Annotated in this window: 13 protein-coding genes and 1 pseudogene; 5 read left to right on the top strand and 9 right to left on the bottom strand. The window is 66.5% G+C overall.

The genetic code is table 11. The annotated features are described in order from the left end of the window. The first annotated feature begins 3 nt into the window (after positions 1 to 3). A complete protein-coding gene (locus BM397_RS11460; RefSeq protein WP_092424018.1) occupies positions 4 to 927 on the top strand; it encodes an NAD(P)-dependent oxidoreductase in 924 nt (307 codons plus the stop codon). Positions 928 to 942: 15 nt separating this feature from the next. Here BM397_RS11460 and BM397_RS11465 read toward each other — a convergent pair whose 3' ends face one another. The 3 genes from BM397_RS11465 to BM397_RS11475 all read right to left on the bottom strand — a co-directional run bounded on the left by BM397_RS11465 (position 943) and on the right by BM397_RS11475 (position 3,339). Then, positions 943 to 1,947 (bottom strand): LacI family DNA-binding transcriptional regulator, encoded by a 1,005-nt coding sequence (locus tag BM397_RS11465; RefSeq protein WP_092424020.1) that lies wholly within the window; start codon positions 1,945 to 1,947, stop codon positions 943 to 945. 352 nt (positions 1,948 to 2,299) lie between these two features. After that, on the bottom strand, positions 2,300 to 2,620 hold the full coding sequence (locus tag BM397_RS11470; protein ID WP_092424022.1) for an AzlD domain-containing protein: 321 nt from the start codon (positions 2,618 to 2,620) through the stop codon (positions 2,300 to 2,302). Beyond that, complete coding sequence (locus BM397_RS11475) at positions 2,617 to 3,339, bottom strand: AzlC family ABC transporter permease (protein WP_092424024.1); 723 nt, start codon at positions 3,337 to 3,339, stop codon at positions 2,617 to 2,619. Before BM397_RS11475 ends, BM397_RS11470 begins: the two co-directional genes overlap by 4 nt. Positions 3,340 to 3,561: 222 nt before the next feature. On the opposite strand from BM397_RS11475, the gene BM397_RS11480 reads away from it, so the two are divergent. The 3 genes from BM397_RS11480 to BM397_RS11490 all read left to right on the top strand — a co-directional run bounded on the left by BM397_RS11480 (position 3,562) and on the right by BM397_RS11490 (position 7,252). Next, positions 3,562 to 5,343 carry an IlvD/Edd family dehydratase gene (locus BM397_RS11480; protein WP_092424026.1) on the top strand — a complete coding sequence of 594 codons (1,782 nt, stop codon included), beginning with the start codon at positions 3,562 to 3,564 and terminating at the stop codon, positions 5,341 to 5,343. 61 nt (positions 5,344 to 5,404) lie between these two features. Next, a complete protein-coding gene (locus tag BM397_RS11485; RefSeq protein WP_092424028.1) occupies positions 5,405 to 6,139 on the top strand; it encodes an SDR family oxidoreductase in 735 nt (244 codons plus the stop codon). 111 nt (positions 6,140 to 6,250) lie between these two features. Continuing rightward, positions 6,251 to 7,252, top strand: coding sequence for an SDR family NAD(P)-dependent oxidoreductase (locus tag BM397_RS11490; RefSeq protein WP_092424030.1), 1,002 nt, complete (start codon positions 6,251 to 6,253; stop codon positions 7,250 to 7,252). Positions 7,253 to 7,367: 115 nt separating this feature from the next. On the opposite strand, the gene BM397_RS11495 is transcribed toward BM397_RS11490, so the two are convergent. The 6 genes and pseudogenes from BM397_RS11495 to BM397_RS11520 all read right to left on the bottom strand — a co-directional run bounded on the left by BM397_RS11495 (position 7,368) and on the right by BM397_RS11520 (position 14,410). Then, positions 7,368 to 8,276, bottom strand: a complete 909-nt coding sequence (locus BM397_RS11495) for a DMT family transporter (protein WP_092424032.1) — start codon at positions 8,274 to 8,276, stop codon at positions 7,368 to 7,370. A 37-nt stretch (positions 8,277 to 8,313) separates the two neighbouring features. Then, a pseudogene (locus tag BM397_RS30065) lies at positions 8,314 to 9,201 on the bottom strand (NAD(P)-dependent oxidoreductase); the annotation flags it as partial. Between the two features lie 34 nt (positions 9,202 to 9,235). Continuing rightward, on the bottom strand, positions 9,236 to 10,726 hold the full coding sequence (locus tag BM397_RS11505; RefSeq protein ID WP_092424035.1) for a UxaA family hydrolase: 1,491 nt from the start codon (positions 10,724 to 10,726) through the stop codon (positions 9,236 to 9,238). A 153-nt stretch (positions 10,727 to 10,879) separates the two neighbouring features. Then, positions 10,880 to 12,475 carry a TRAP transporter large permease gene (locus BM397_RS11510; protein WP_176806603.1) on the bottom strand — a complete coding sequence of 532 codons (1,596 nt, stop codon included), beginning with the start codon at positions 12,473 to 12,475 and terminating at the stop codon, positions 10,880 to 10,882. A gap of 5 nt (positions 12,476 to 12,480) precedes the next feature. Further along, a complete protein-coding gene (locus tag BM397_RS11515) occupies positions 12,481 to 13,287 on the bottom strand; it encodes a TRAP transporter small permease subunit (protein WP_092424036.1) in 807 nt (268 codons plus the stop codon). A 103-nt stretch (positions 13,288 to 13,390) separates the two neighbouring features. Then, entirely contained in the window at positions 13,391 to 14,410 is a 1,020-nt protein-coding gene (locus tag BM397_RS11520) for a TRAP transporter substrate-binding protein (RefSeq protein WP_092424037.1), read from the bottom strand. Between the two features lie 261 nt (positions 14,411 to 14,671). On the opposite strand from BM397_RS11520, the gene BM397_RS11525 reads away from it, so the two are divergent. Then, positions 14,672 to 15,355, top strand: a complete 684-nt coding sequence (locus tag BM397_RS11525; protein ID WP_092424038.1) for a GntR family transcriptional regulator — start codon at positions 14,672 to 14,674, stop codon at positions 15,353 to 15,355. Positions 15,356 to 16,113 lie beyond the last annotated feature (758 nt).

Genomic DNA, 16,113 nt, shown 5'->3' on the forward strand with positions numbered 1-16,113 from the left:
TTCATGAGCGACACACCCGTAGTGGGCTTTATCGGCGTCGGCCTGATGGGCCATGGCATGGCGAAGAACATCCTCAAGGGCGGCTATCCGCTCTGGGTGAAGGGCAACCGCGACCGCGCGCCGGTCGAGGACCTCGTGGCGCAGGGGGCGCGGGAGGCGGCCTCGCCGAAAGAGATGGCCGAGACCTGCGACATCATCCACCTGTGCCTGTCGAACTCGCCGCAGGTCGAGGCGGTGATGCGCGGCGAGGAGGGTATCCTTGCGGGCGCGCGTCCGGGGCTGATCGTGGTGGACTGCTCCACCGCCGACCCGGCCTCGACCGAGGCACTGGCCGCCGAACTGGCCGAAAAAGGCGGGGCGATGGTCGATGCACCACTGGGGCGCACGCCGAAGGAGGCCGAGGAAGGCACGCTCGACGCCATGGTCGGCGCCGATGACGAGAGCTTCGCCAGGGTGGAGCCGGTGATTCAGTGCTGGGCGGGCAACATCAACCGCGTCGGCGGCGTCGGCGCGGGCCACAAGATGAAGCTGGTGATGAACCTCATCTCGATGAGCTACGCGGCGCTCTATGCCGAGGCGACGGTGCTGGCCGCCAAGTCCGGCATCTCGCCGCAGACGGTGCGGCAGGTGATCGGCTCGAGCCGGCTTGGCAACGGCTTCTTCGACACCTTCATGCGCTACGCGGTGGACCGGGACATGGAGGCGCACAAGTTCAGCATCTTCAATGGCGGCAAGGACGTGCGCTACGCCAACGCCATGGCGGCCAAGGTCGGGGCCCCGGCGCTGATTGCCGGCGCGACGCGGCACTATTTCGCCACGGCCGAGGCGACGGGGCACGGTGCGGACTACGTGCCGAGCCTGTCGGATCGGATCGCCGAAATGGGCGGGATCGATCTGGCCGAGGAGGTGAAGAAGGGGGAGGGGTGAGGGGCTCCAGCCGGCTCAACTCGTCGCGCGGCGGATGAGGCTGAACCCCATGTCCTCGCGAAGGCCGCAGGGGATGTCCCCGGCCAGGATCAGCTCGGCGGCGCGGCGGCCGATGGCGGCGCCGTCGATGTGGATCGTGGTCAGCGCCAGCGCCGAGTCCTGCGCCATGTCGAAATCGCCGAAGCCCGAGATCGCCAGCCGCCCGGGCACGTCGATGCCGCGCCGCCGTGCCTCGCAGAGCGCACCCATGGCCACCATGTCGCTGACGCAGACCACCGCCTCGGTGTCGGGCCAGCGGCGCAGAATCTCGGCCAAGCCCTCGGCGCCGTAATCCGGTCCCACGGCACCGGGCCTGGCCTTCACCGCCACAGCGCGCTCTCCGGCCAGCTGCCCGGCGCAGTCACGGTAGCCCTCCATGCGCAGCCGCGCGCGGCGGTCGTGTTGCCGGTCGAGCCCGAGAAAGGCGACCCGGCGCCGCCCGGTCTCGACCATGTGACGGGTCAGTGCGGTCCCGGCGGCGCGGTTGGAGAAGCCCACGGCTGCATGCACGGGCTGCTTCGGCAGTTCCCAGAGCTCCAGCACCGGCAGGCCGGCGCGGGCCAGCAAGCGATGCGCCGCCTCGGTGTGGTCGTCGGATGTGAGCACCAGCGCCTCGGGGCGCCGGCCCAGCATGGTGGGCAGCAGCGCCGCCTCGGTCCCGGGATCGTATTGCGTGGCCGAGAGCATCAGCTGCAGCCCGCCCTCGGCGAGCCCCTCGGTGAGCCCGCGTACCGTGGCGGCGAACACCGCTTCTTCCAGCGTCGACACCAGTGCGCCCACCACCCGCGAACGCTGCGAGCTGAGCGCGCCGGCGGTTTCGTCGAGCACGTAGCCAAGCTCGTCCACCGCCGCCTGCACCTTGCGCAGCGTGCCGGGGCTGACCTTGGAGGGGTTGCGCAGGGCGCGGCTCACGGTGATCTTGCCGACCCCGGCGCGGGCCGCCACCTCGCCCATCGTCACCCATTTCCTGCCGTCTGCCATCTTCACCCGCCTGCCGCTGTTGACGACTTCTACTACCCGGTGGTATCGATACCATGAAGGCGCGAAACCCTATCGGGGAATCGCAGTTTCGTGAGCGGGCCGCATGGCCTGCGCAGGAAATGGGCAGATTCGACCCTGGCGCGCTTTCAAGTGAGCACTCTCACACGACGAATATCGCCGGGGCGCGTTTCGACAGCGCCCGGCATCGCGCGAAGACCGCCGCCCTCGCAGCCGGCGGGGCTTCGCAGGGGGTCGGTCTCGGAGGAGGGGGCCGACCCTCATCTTTTTCGAAACCTGATTTTCGGGATGTCGCCCGTCGGCCCCCGCAAGGGAAGGCCGACGTGCGCGCGGCTCAGAACAGCGCCTGCATCAGGTAGAGCGTGCCCATCCCCGCCACCAATGCGCCCGTGACCGACAGGCGAAGGGCCACAAGGAAGGTGACCAGCGCGGCGATGATACGGGCCGGCTCGGTCTCGCCGCCGGTGGCCTGCGGCCAGAGCACCAGGGGCGTCACCATGGCGGGCAGAACCCCGACGCCGACGTATTTGAGGTGCAGGATGAACCACGCCGGCAGTTGCTTGCGTCCGAAGAACCCGAGAAAGGAGAATCGGATCAGGAAGGTGCCGATGCCCAGAAGGACGGTGAGGGTCCAGAAGGTTGCGTCGTCGATCATGCCGAACCTCCAGAGGCGCGTCGCGCCGCGCGGCGGCGCAGCGCCAGTTCCGCCTGCGCACCGACGAGCATTGCCACCAGCGCCGCCGCGATCAGGCCCAGCCCGGCGGGGAACCCGGCGAAGAGAATCGCGCAGACCACCGAGACCGCCGCCGCCAGCATGTGCGGCAGCGACCGCAGCAGCGGCGCGGTGATCGCGATGAAGCAGACGGGGGCGGCGAAATCGAGATGCAGCGAGGCGGGAATCGCCGTGCCGATCAGTGCGCCGAGCAGCGTGCAGCCGTACCAGAAGGGACAGATCAGCGCCATGACGCCGAAGTAGTAGGCGACCCGCTCCTCGCGGCTCATGCCGGGCCTTTCCTCGTAGGTCTTCACCGCCACGGCATAGGCCTGGTCGACCATGAGATAGGCCATGAGGGCGCGCACGCCGAGTTTTGCATGGCCCACATGCGGCACCAGCGCCGCCGAGTAGAGTGCCATGCGCAGGTTCACCGCGAGTGCCGCGGTCAGCGCGATGAAGACCGGCGCATGTTCCTGCAGCAGCGCCAGCGCGGTGAACTGCGAGGCCCCGGCGATCACCAGCACCGACATGGCCATGACCTGCAGGATATCGAGCCCGGCGTCGCGCGCGACGACTCCGAAGAGCAGCGAGAAGGGAATGACCACGGCGATGAAGGGGGTACAGTCGCGGTAGCCCTGCCAGAAGGCGGATCGCGTCATGCGTGTCTCCCGGCGGCGGGATTCGGACACCTCTTCATGTTTTTGAAAACGAACGGAAAATATCCGCCGTTTCGCGTAAATTTACGCATCGGCAACCCGTCCTCTCATGATTGCTCTTGCATTTGGTATACCAAATTGGGAAGCTCCTGCAAGAACGGCCGCGTCGTCCGGCGCGTCCGATGGAGGCGCGCGGGGAGGCGCGCGAAGGAGAGGAAGCTACCCGTGTCCGACACACGTGCCAACAAGCGATTCCGCTCGCAGGAGTGGTTCGACAACCCCAACAACCCCGGCATGACGGCGCTCTACGTCGAGCGCTATCAGAACCAGGAATACACCCGCGACGAGCTGCAGGCGGAGAAGCCGATCATCGGCATCGCCAACAGCGGCTCGGACATCGCGCCCTGCAACAAGATCCACGTCTTCCTGATGGACCGGATCAAGGCGGGCATCCGCGAAGCGGGCGGGATCCCGATGGAATTCCCGGTGCACCCGATCCAGGAGACCGGCAAGCGGCCCACAGCGGCGCTCGACCGGAACCTCAGCTACCTTGGCCTCGTCGAGGTGCTGCACGGCTACCCGCTCGACGGCGTGGTGCTGACCACCGGCTGCGACAAGACCACCCCGGCCATGCTGATGGGCGCGGCGACGGTCGACATCCCGGCCATCGCGCTCAACGGCGGTCCGATGCTCGACGGCTGGTGGAAGGGCAAGCGTGCCGGCTCGGGCACCATCGTCTGGGAATCGCGCCGGCTGCTGTCGGAGGGCAAGATCGACTACGAGGAGTTCATGTCGCGGGTCTGCTCCTCGGCGCCCTCGCTGGGCCATTGCAACACCATGGGTACTGCTTCGACGATGAACGCCATGGCCGAGGCGCTCGGCATGTCGCTGACCGGCAACTCGGCCATTCCCGCGCCGTTCCGCGAGCGCATGGCGATGGCCTACCAGACCGGCAAGCGCATCGTGGAAATGGTCTACGAGGATCTCAAACCCTCGGACATCCTGACCCGCGAGGCCTTCGAGAACGCCATCGTCGTCAACGGCGCGATCGGCGGCTCGACCAACGCCCCGCCGCACCTGCAGGCGGTCGCCCGTCATGCGGGGGTCGAGCTCGACGTGAAGGACTGGGAGACCATCGGCTTCGACGTGCCGCTGCTGGTCAACATGCAACCCGCCGGTGAATACCTCGGCGAGAGCTTCTTCCGCGCTGGCGGCGTGCCCGCTGTGATGGAAGAGCTGCGCAAGGCCGGTCGCATCCACGAGGGCGCGATGACCGCCACCGGCAAGACCATGGGCGAGAACGTCACCGGGCTCGGCAGCCAGGACACCGACGTGATCAAGACCTACGACGCGCCGATGCGGCAGAACGCCGGCTTCAAGGTGCTCTCGGGCAACCTCTTCGACTCTGCGCTGATGAAGACCTCGGTGATCTCCGCCGACTTCCAGAAGCGCTTCCTGTCCGAGCCGGGCAGGGAGGGCATCCTCGAGGCCCGCGCCATCGTCTTCGAGGGGCCGGAGGACTACCACGACCGGATCAACGACCCCGATCTGAAGATCGACGAGCACTGCATCCTGTTCATCCGCAACGTCGGCTGCGTCGGCTATCCCGGCTCCGCCGAGGTGGTGAACATGCAGCCCCCCGATGCGCTGATCAAACAGGGCATCAACCACATGCCGACGGTGGGTGACGGGCGCCAGTCGGGCACCTCGGAAAGCCCGTCGATCCTCAACGCCTCGCCCGAGGCGGTGGTCGGCGGCGGGCTCGCCTACCTGCAGACCGGCGACATGGTGCGGCTCGATCTGAATGCCAGCACGATGAACGCGCTGGTCGAGGACGCCGAGTGGGAAAAGCGCAAGGCCGACTGGACCGCCCCCGAGCTCGTCCATCAGACTCCCTGGCAGGAGATCTACCGCAAGCACGTGGGCCAGCTCTCCGACGGCGGCTGCCTGGAGCTGGCGACCGCCTACCAGAAAGTGGCCCGGGTCCTGCCGCGCGACAACCACTGACACGAACCTGTTCCGGCGCGGGCGAGACCAACGCCCGCGCCGTTTCCTTGGGAGGAAATTCATGCAGAGCATCATCATCACCGGTGCGGGCAGCGGCATCGGCCGACTGACCGCGAAGGCGTTCCTGGACGCGGGCTGGAAGGTCGGTCTGGTCGGTCGCCGCGAAGCGCCGCTGGAAGAAACCGCGGGCGGCAATCCGAACGCGCTGGTCCTGCCGTTCGACGTGGCCGACCCAGAGGCGGTCGAGGCCGGTTTCGACAAGGCGATGGCAGAGTGGGGCCGCATCGACGCGCTGTTTAACAATGCCGGCGTCGGGCTCAAAGGCGCAATGATCGACGAGATCCCGGCCGAGGACTGGCTCAAGCTCAGCTCGATCAACATCACCGGCATGTTCCTCTGTGCACGCGCCGCCTTTGGCCGGATGCGCAGGCAGGACCCGCAGGGCGGCCGGATCATCAACAACGGCTCGGTCTCGGCGCATGTGCCGCGTTGGGGCTCGGCCCCCTATACAACCTCGAAACACGCGGTGACCGGGCTGACCCGTTCGCTGTCGCTGGATGGGCGGGCGTTCAACATCGCCTGCGGCCAGATCGACATCGGCAACGCGCTCACCGACATGGCGCAGGCGATGACCCAGGGCGTGCCGCAGGCCGACGGCTCGATCGCGGTCGAGCCGGTGATGGACGCCGCGCATGTGGCCAGCACGGTGATGCACATGGCGACGCTGCCGCTCGAGGCGAACGTCCAGTTCGTCACCGTCATGGCACCGGGCATGCCCTATATCGGGCGCGGCTGATCGTCAGCTGCCCGGTTTCCGCCATGGCCGCCCACCGCGCGCGACCCCGGCGATTTACAATCGGCGGGGTCTGGCCTATCGGGGTCGCGACAGAAGAATGAGGCGGCCCTGATGCCCAAGACGCTCGTGACCGGCGCAGCCGGATTCATCGGTTTCCACCTGTGCAAACGACTGCTCGCCGAGGGCCACGAGGTCGTCGGCCTCGACGCGGTGACGGACTACTACGATGTCGCGCTGAAACGGGCGCGCGTGGCGCAACTGGAGAGCGAGAGCTTCACCTTCGTCGAAGGTCGGGTCGAGACCCGGGGCCTGCTGATGGAGCTCTTCAAGACGCACCGCTTCGACTATGTCTACCACCTTGCCGCGCAGGCTGGGGTGCGCCACTCGATCGAACAGCCGCGCGACTACCTCGAGAGCAACATTGCCGGCACCTTCGAGCTGCTGGAGGCGGCGCGGGCCTATCCGCCGAAGCACATGCTGGCGGCCTCGACCTCCTCGGCCTACGGCTCGAACACCGAGATGCCGTATCGCGAGACGATGAAGACGGACCACCAGATGTCCTTCTACGCCGCGACCAAGAAGGCGACCGAGAGCATGGCGCACAGCTACGCGCATCTCTACGATCTGCCGATCACCATGTTCCGCTTCTTCACCGTCTACGGCCCCTGGGGCCGCCCGGACATGGCGCTGTTCAAATTCACCAAGGCGATCCTCGAGGGCGCGCCGATCGACGTCTACAACGGCGGCGACATGATGCGCGACTTTACCTATGTCGATGACCTGGTCGCGGCGATCTTCCGGCTGGCCACAGTCCCCCCGGTGCGCGGCGCCCCCGCCGGTCCCGAGGACAGCCTCTCGCCGGTCGCGCCCTGGCGGGTGGTCAACGTCGGCAACGGCAGCCCGGTGCAACTGGTGGACTTCATCGAGGCGATCGAGGCGGCGACCGGCCTCGAGGCGACGCGCAACCTGCTGCCGATGCAGCCCGGCGACGTGCCGGCCACCTGGGCCGACACCACGCTGCTGGCGCGGCTCGCGGGCGAGTCGCAATACACCCCGGTGACCGAAGGCGTGCGCCGTTTCGTCGAGTGGTACCGCGCGTATTACGCCGTCTGACGACGGCCCGCGGCTGGCCGCGCTTCTTCTCTTTGAAAATACGCCGGGGGAGCCCGGAGGGCGGGGGCGGAGCCCCTTCTTCCAATCCAGCCCCCCAGGCTGATCGCCGCCGGGGTCAGAGCCGCGGCGGGATCTTCGAATGCGGCACCCCGCGCCGGCGCTCGCGGTGCCAGATGTAAAGCCCCGCGCCGATGATGATCAACGCGCCGACCAGCGTCCAGACCGTCGGCCATGTGCCGAAGATCAGCAGCCCTGCCGCCGCCGCGCTCATCAGCTGCAGGTAGACCATCGGGGCCAGCACGGAGGCGTCCGCGTAGCGATGCGCAGCCGTCGCGAGCATGTGTGCCACGGCACCGAAGATGCCGATCACCGCCAGCATGACGCCGGTACCGGTGCTCTCGGGCGCTTCCCATCCGGGCAGCACGAAGGGGGCGAGCAGGACAGTCGGCAGCGCGCCGCCCCAGACCTGCGAGGTGGCGTTGCTCTCCTTGCCCGCCAGTTGCCGTGTCAGGATGAAATAGACCGCGGCGCAGCACAGCGCGCCCACCGACAGCAGCATCGCCGGGTGGAAGTCCGCGCCCCAGGGCTGCATCACCACCAGCACCCCGAGAAAGCCGACGCAGACCGCGCCGATGCGATGCGGGCCGACCTTCTCGCCCAGCAGGGGGATCGCCAGCAGTGTCACCACGATCGGCCCGGCGAACATGATTGTCGTGGTCACGGTGATCGGCAGGTAGGCCAGCGCGAGGAAGTTCAGCATGGTGCTTCCGAACAGCCCGGCGGCGCGTAGCGTCTGCTTCCATGGATGCTCGGTGCGGAACAGAGCCTTGCCTTCGCGGGGCAGAAAGGTCAGCAGCACCAGCACCAGATGACCGGCGTAGCGGCACCAGACCACCTGCAGCGCCGGCTGGCCGTGCTGCAGCAGCCATTTGGCGGAGGTGTCGATGCAGGTGAAGCCGAGCACGGCAAGCGCCATCAGCGTCAGGCCAAAAGCCGTCCGGTCTTCGCGGGGGGCAATCGCCATGGCTCAGCGCGTCCGCGCCGGGAGGAGGGACATAAACTCAGCCTTTCAGGTGCTTGGAGAGGTAGTCGACCATTTCCGGCACCATGTGTCCGGCGAAGCCGTTCTGCAAGACCTCGGCGAGCGTTTCCGATGCACAGCCGGACATGCGCGATCGTGCTCCCAGTTCCTCGGCCATCGCCCGGTAATAACCGACGTCCTTGGCGGCATTGTCCACCGAGAAGGCGAGATCGAGCTTGCCGTCCATCGCCCAGCTCTTGACGAAATCCATCATGCCCGAATGGTTCGGCCCCGCCGCCAGCACGCCGTAGAGCTTGTCGCGCGGCACCCCCGCGGCATCGCCCATGGCAAAGGCCTCGGCCATCGCCATGGCGGTGGTCATGGCAAAGAAGTTGTTGATCAGCTTGATCGTGTGGCCCGCGCCGAGCGGGCCGAGGTGGAAGACGTTCTCGCCCAGCACGTCGAGCACCGGCTTGACCTGCGCATAGGCGGCCTCGTCCCCTGCGCACATGATGTTGAGCTTGCCCTCCTTGGCATGGGCGGGGGTGCGACCCAGCGGCGCGTCGAGATAGGTAGCGCCCTTGCCGGCCAGCTCGGCGCCGATGCGTTTCGTCGAGCCGGGCAGGGAGGTGCCGAAGTCGATGACGATCTGGCTCGCGCGCGCGCCCGCCAGCACGCCGTCCTCGCCGAAGATGCGGCTCTCGACCTGCTCGGAGGTGCCGACGCAGAGCATGACGATGTCGCTCGTCTCGGCCAGTGCGCGGGCCGAGGCGGCTTCGCTGCCGCCGCGCGCCAGCGCCTCCTCGACACCGCTGCGGTCGCGGTTGCCGAGCACGCTCACCTGATAGCCCGCGCCCTGCAGGCATTCGACCATGGCCCGGCCCATGAGGCCGAGTCCGATGAACCCGATGCTGGGTTTGCTCATGTCTTGTCCTTCCTGTGTGGAGAGGAAGGCGCGGCGGTCACATCACCGCGCCGACCTGCCAGGGCACGAACTCGTAGTCGCCAAGCCCCAGCGCTTCGGATTTGCTCTGCTCGCCCGAGGCCATGCGCAGCCACATCTCGTAGATCTCGCGGCCGACCTCTTCGACCGTCGCGCCCTCGGTGAGGATGCGCCCGGCGTTGACGTCCATATCTTCGGTCTGGCGCTGGTAGAGCTCGTTGTTCGAGGCGACCTTCATCGAGGGCGAGGGCTTCGCGCCGAAGGCCGAGCCGCGGCCGGTGGTGAAGCACACGAGGTTGCAGCCAGAGGCGATCTGCCCGGTGACAGAGGCGGGGTCGTAGCCGGGGCTGTCCATGAAGGTGAAGCCGCGCGCGGTGACCTGCTCGGCATACTTGTAGACGCCGTTGAGCGGCGTGGTGCCGCCCTTGGCCGCCGCGCCGAGAGATTTCTCGAGGATGGTGGTCAGCCCGCCCTTCTTGTTGCCGGGCGAGGGGTTGTTGTCCATCGAGCCGCGGTTCCGCTCCGTGTAGTCCTCCCACCAGTGGATCAGGTCGATCAGCTTGTGGCCGACCTCCGGTGTCGCGGCGCGGGCGGTGAGCAGGTGCTCGGCGCCGTAGATCTCGGGGGTCTCGGCCAGAACACCGGTGCCGCCCTGCGCCACCAGCAGGTCGCAGGCATAGCCGACGGCAGGGTTGGCGGTGATGCCCGACCAGGCATCCGAGCCGCCGCATTGCAGGGCGACCATCAGCTCGGAGGCAGGGCAGGGGGTGCGGGTGGCCTTGTTGACCTCGGGCAACATCTTCTCGACCTGCGCGATGCCGTGCTCGACCGTCTTGCGCAGCCCGCCCTCGTCCTGGATGTTCATCTTCTGGAAGAGCGGGCCTGGCTCCAGCCCGTAGGCCTGCACCAGCCAGTCGATCTGCATGACCTCGCAGCCGAGCCCGGCCATCAGCACGCCGCCGATGTTCGGGTTGCGGGCATAGCCCCAGAGCACACGCTGCAGGAACTCGAAACCGGTGCCGTCTCCGCCCATGGCGCAGCCGGTGCCATGCACGAAGGCCACCACGCCGTCGACATTGGGATAGGCGGCGAGCTTCTCGGGGGTGAAATGCTGGGCGATCATCCGCGCGGCGGTGGCCGAGCAGTTCACCGAGGTGAGGATCGCGAGGTAGTTGCGGGTGCCGACGCGGCCGGTCGAGCGGCGGTAGCCCATGAAGCTGTCCTGCTTTGCCGCAGGGGCGGCGGGGTGCAGGTTGGTGCCGAACTCGTATTCGGCCTCGACATTGCGGAACTCGAGGTTGTGGGTGTGGATATGCGCGCCCTGCGGGATGTCCTCGGCGGCATAGCCGATGATCTGGGCGTATTTGCGCACCGGCTCGCCCTTGGCGATGTCGCGGGTGGCCATCTTGTGGCCGCGCGGGATCAGAGTGGTCGCGCCCTCTTCGCCCACTTCCAGCGGGACGACTGCGGTGACGACGTTGTCATGTTCGGAAAGGCGGACGGTTTTCATCTTGGCTCAAGCTCCATGGAGCGGCTGGGGAGTGTCGGATGGGGAGAGGGGCGGCGCACAGGGGCCAGCGGCTCTCGTGGGGGAACTCTCTGCCTCCGGCGGGGGAGGGTCAAGCGAAGGGGCGGCGCGGGCCGCCCCTTCGAAGGGATCGCGTTACAGGAACAGCGTGACGATCGGCGGCCAGGCCAGCAGCACCAGAAGGGCCAGGAGCTGCAGCCCGATGAAGGGCAGGAAGCCGCGGAAGATGTCGGTCAGCGAGATATGCGCCGGGGCGACGGACTTCAGGTAGAAGGCCGCGGGGCCGAAGGGCGGCGACAGGAAGCTGACCTGCATGTTCATGCAGAAGACCACGCCGAACCAGATGCCGATGTAGCTGCTGTCCACATGGCCGAGCCAGCCGATCTCTTCGGCGGGCAGACGCATGACGATCGGCAGGAACACCGGCATGATCAGCAACACGATGCCGACCCAGTCCATGAACATCCCCATGATGAGGAAGATGAACATCATCACCAGGATGATCCCCATGGTCGGAAGGTCCGAGCCGACGATCATGTTGGCCACGTAGGTCGGGCCGCCCGCCAGCGTGTAGGCTGCCGCGAGGGCTGCCGCGCCGATGGTCACCCAGATGATCGTGCCGGTGGACTTGAGCGTGCGCATGACCGCATCCCAGACCACCTCGAAGCTCATTTCGCGGCGAATGAGGCCGATGACGAAGACCGCCACCACGCCCATGCCCGCGGCCTCGGTGATGCCGGTGATGCCGCCGTAGATCGAGCCCAGGACGACGCCGATCACCACGGTGGGGGCGATCAGGCCCTTGCCCATCTCCCAGCCGGTGGCGGTGCGCTCACGGCCGACGATGAAGAAGACCACGATGGCAAAGATCACCAGCGCGCCGACGAGCCACGGGATGTCCGACACCATGCCGAGCGGGATCGGGTCCACGCCCTCGGTCACCACGTTGGCGCCGGTCATGGTGAAGAACAGCGCGCGCAGGGTGAGCGCCGCCACGATCCACATGCCGAAGCGCGACAGGAAGCCGAGGAACATGAGGGCCTTTTCACCGCCCGCCGGGGCGTCCGGGTCTGCCGGGGGCAGGGGGGCCTCGTCGGGGTTCATCCGGGTGCGGATGAAGATGTAGATCATGAAGAAGGACGCCAGCATGAAGCCCGGCAGGAAGGACGCGGTGAACAGCGCCTTGATCGAGGTCTCGGTAACGAGGCCGTAGAAGATCAGAACGATCGACGGCGGGATCATCGTGCCGAGCGAGCCCGAGGCGCAGATCGTGCCGATGGCGAGGTTCTGGTTGTAGCCGAGGCGCAGCATCTGCGGCAGGGCGATGAGGCCCAGCAACACGACCTCGCCGCCGATGATCCCCGACATGGCGGCCATGATGACGGCCATGATCGAGGTCACGAAGGCGATGCCGCCACGGGTGCGCGACAGCCACACGTTCAGCGAGCTGTACATGTCCCGCGCGATGCCGGAGCGTTCGAGTAGCGAGGCCATGAATATGAACAATGGCACCGATATGAGAACGTAGTTCACCATCTGCCGGTAGACCGCCTGGCCGAGCACCGCGAAGGGCCCCATGCCGAAGCGTCCGAACAGCAGGTCGGGGCCGAATTTCATCACGAGCGTCGCGACCGCCAGGAAGGCGGAGGCGAAGCCCAGCGGCATCCCGATCGCCAGCAGGGCAAACATGCCCAGCAACAGGATCAGGCTGAGTGTGCCGATATCCACCATGTAAGTCAGTCCTCCAGCGTGCGGCGGATATTCTCGATCTCGACTTCGTCGATCTCGTCCGCAGGCGAATGGTGTTCGGGGGCCTTGTTCCAGTCGGCGATGAGGTTCGACAGCGCCTGCAGGGCCACGAGGCCGATGATGATGATGAGCCCGATCTTGAGCGTTGCCGGCAGGGGCGGATCCCAGGCGGTGCCGAAGGTCTCCATGCGGCCGAGCTTCTGCATGGCTTCGTTGTAGCCACCCCAGAGCAGGCACAGGAAGAACACCCAGATCAGCGAGACCGAGATGACGTCGGCCAGCTTCTGCAGCCAGCGCGGGAACATGTCGTAGATGATGTAGATGCGGATGTGGCTGCGCTGCTGCATCGAGTAGAGCCCGGCCAGCAGGAACACGAAGGAGGCGATCCACAGCGACAGCTCGTTCGCCCAGAGCGTGGGCTTCTCGAAGACGTAGCGCGCCACGACCTCGTAGAACATCACCAGCACCACCGCGATGATGCCGATCATCGACAGGCGCGAGAGCACCAGCGACAGGATGTCGAGCGGGCCGGTGGGTTCGATCTCGATCGAGCCGCGGCGGTCGGACAGGTAGAGCGAGCCGAAGAGCAGGGCGGCAAACAGCGCCCAGAGCATCACCGACACCAGCGGCCGGCCTTCGGGGCGCAGCATCTCGTACATGCCGATGGGCTCTGCAGAGATGAACTGGCTGAGCACGAGCCAGGCGTAGACCAGCAGGGCAAGCCCGGTGCTGATCAGGGCCAGCAGTCGCACAGGTCCACGCAGGGTACCGAGCCAGAGGCTTTCATTGGACATAGGTCAACCCTTTCGGAGGAGTCACAGGGTTCTTTGAGAAAGGAACGGCGGGCCCGCAGGTGGGCCCGCCGCATGGCCTTTTCAGGTCAGGCGCGGGCGCGCCTTATTCCGCGGAGATCAGGCCGAGCTGGCCCAGATACGCCTTGTGGCTCTCGACCAGCGCCTTGGCTTCCGGCGACTTCTCGGCCCAGACGTCCCATGCGGACTGCGCGGCCTGACGGAAGGCCGCACGATCTTCGACGGACCAGTCATGCAGCGTGACGCCGGCTTCGGTCAGACGGGCCGCCGCCTCGTTGTTGGCCTTCTCGAAGTAGAGCGCCGAGCGCAGCGCCAGCTTTTCCATGGCGGTTTCGATGATGCGCTTGTTCTGGTCCGACAGGCCGTCCCAGACGGTCTTGTTGCAAGCCAGGTGGTCCGACGGCATCGAGTGGAAGCCGGGGTAGGTGGCGTGCTTGGCCAGATCGAACAAGCCGATGGATTCGTCGTTCGCCAGGCCCGAATAGTCGGTGCCCTCGATGATGCCGGTCTCCATCGCGGTGAAGACCTCGGTGAAATCCATCACGATCGGCGAGGCGCCGAGGTTGGCGAAGATTTCGGTTTCCATGCCCGGGGGCGAGCGGAATTTCCAGTCCTTCAGGTCTTCGGGGCCGGTGATCGGGGTCGAGGAGACCAGCGATTCCTGACCGTAGACCCACCAGCCGATCAACTGCATGCCGAACTCGTTGTAGAGTTCCTGCGCCTGCTCGAGGCCGCCACCGTAATAGAGCCACGACAGCTGCTGGTAGGGGGTGTCATAGCCGCCCATGATGTCGCCGACGAACTGGAAGCCGGCGTTCTTGCCGGTCTGGTAGGCCCCGCCGGTCATGTCGCAGTCGAGAATGCCGTTGGCGGCCGCGTCGAAGGTTTCGACGGTGGCCACCACGGAGGAGGCGTAGAACATCTCGATGTCGATGGCGCCGCCGGACATCATCTCGACGTCCTCGACGAATTCCGCCGCCAGCTTGCCCGAGGTCTGCTCGGGGTTGTAGTGCGTCTGGATGCGCAGGGTCACGTCCTGGGCCAGCGCCGGGCCAGCAAGAACCGTGGCCGCGGTTGCAGCCTTCAGCAGGGTCTTAATTTTCATGTCTTCCTCCCAGAAGTTTGGGGTTTTCCCCCGGTTGCGGCGCTCCCTCACAGCGCCGGATGGTATACCATCTGGAATCGAGGCTACCTCAGGGTGGGATCGACAATCAACAATTTTTGGTATACCAAATCAGAAATCACCGGTCTCCTTCCCCTCAGGGGGGACCGTGGTCTATACCCCGGACCGCCCCGCACCGCGGGGCCCATGACAAGTGCTGTGGCGGCCGCCCGGGCCGATCCGGCCGAGACTGAGAGGCAAACCATGTCCGAGAGCGCCGCCGAGAACACCCTGGCCGAGCAGATCGCCGCGCAGCTGCGCCGCGACATCCTGCGTGGCAAGCTGCCGCCGGACACCGCGATCAAGGAACGCGACAATGCCGCCGAGCTGGGGGTGAGCCGCACCCCCATGCGCGAGGCGATCCGCATTCTCGCGCAGGAAGGGCTGGTGGTGCTCCGCCCGTCGCGCAGCCCGATCGTCGCGCGGCCTACGGTCAAGGAGGTGCACGACCAGGTCGTCGTGCTGCTGGCGCTGGAAAAGCTCTCGGCGCAGATCGCCTGTGAACGGGCCACCGAGGTGGATCTGTCGCGCCTCGCCGAGCTGAACGAACAGATCGCCGAGGCCTATGACCACGTGGATGCGCTCGATCTCTTCGAGATGGACATGGCGTTTCACCGGCTGATCGCCGAGGCCGCCCACAATGAGGCGCTGGCCGAGACCCACCACGCCTATCTTGCCCGGTTGTGGCGCGCCCGCTTCCTCTCGGCGACCATGCGGCGCAACCGCGAGCGGGTGGTCTCGCATCACGGCGCCATCATGAATGCGCTGCGCGCCCGCGACCCCGAGGCGGTGGATGCGGCGCTGGACCAGCACCTGTCGAACCTCGCCGAGGACATTTCCGCCGCGATCGAGGCGGAGAACGCCGAGGCCGAGAGGGCAGGGGGGTAGGGGCTCTCTATTAGGGCCCCTCTATATGACGGGGAACATCGGGCGGTCGCGGCAGCGGCTGCCCGTTTTGCATTCGGGAAGGGCGGGTCATCTGCAGGCCCTGCGCCCAGTCTGTTCTCCCGCGGTTCGGCTGGTGACTCGCGTTTAGCACTGGGGGGCCGCCTGACTTGCCCTGAGACTCGGGTTGAATCGGTCCTGACTCGGGGCCGGGTGTGGATAGGCTTGTTGATAACTCTGTGCGTGCCGCAAGATGTGGGTTTCGGGGCGTCTGGCGGACGCGGGGGAAGGCGCGCGGGGTTGTGGGGATGCGCAGAAAATTGCAGGTGTAAGTCATTGTTTATAGGATGGTTTGCGAGTTTATTCGAAAAACCTTCGCACATCCTGGAAAATCCGCTTGCAGCCCCCCGGCACTGACCGTAAAAGCCCCTTCACCGGCGGCGCTGAGGCGCACAACGGGACGCCAGACGGGGCGGCGGCGGAGACGCCAGCGCAGACGAGGCGGTAAGAAATTCGAGAGACGGGCAGGCGGGCGCGCCGAAACTTAGGGCGCACTGGTCTTGTTTTGTCTCTCACGCTCTTTGACATCGCAGATATCTGAAGAGATATGCGGGCGGCACTGGTTCATTTCGATGGATCAAGCCTAGCATATCAACGCTTCTAGGGTTTCGGCCCGATGATGAAGTGTCAGCTTCACTGTTTGTCGGTCTTCGGTGCCTTTGGTACTGAAGCACGAGAAACAGAAAGTTTGATTGCGCTCC

The organism is Alloyangia pacifica, from assembly GCF_900116195.1.
Taxonomy (GTDB): domain Bacteria; phylum Pseudomonadota; class Alphaproteobacteria; order Rhodobacterales; family Rhodobacteraceae; genus Salipiger; species Salipiger pacificus.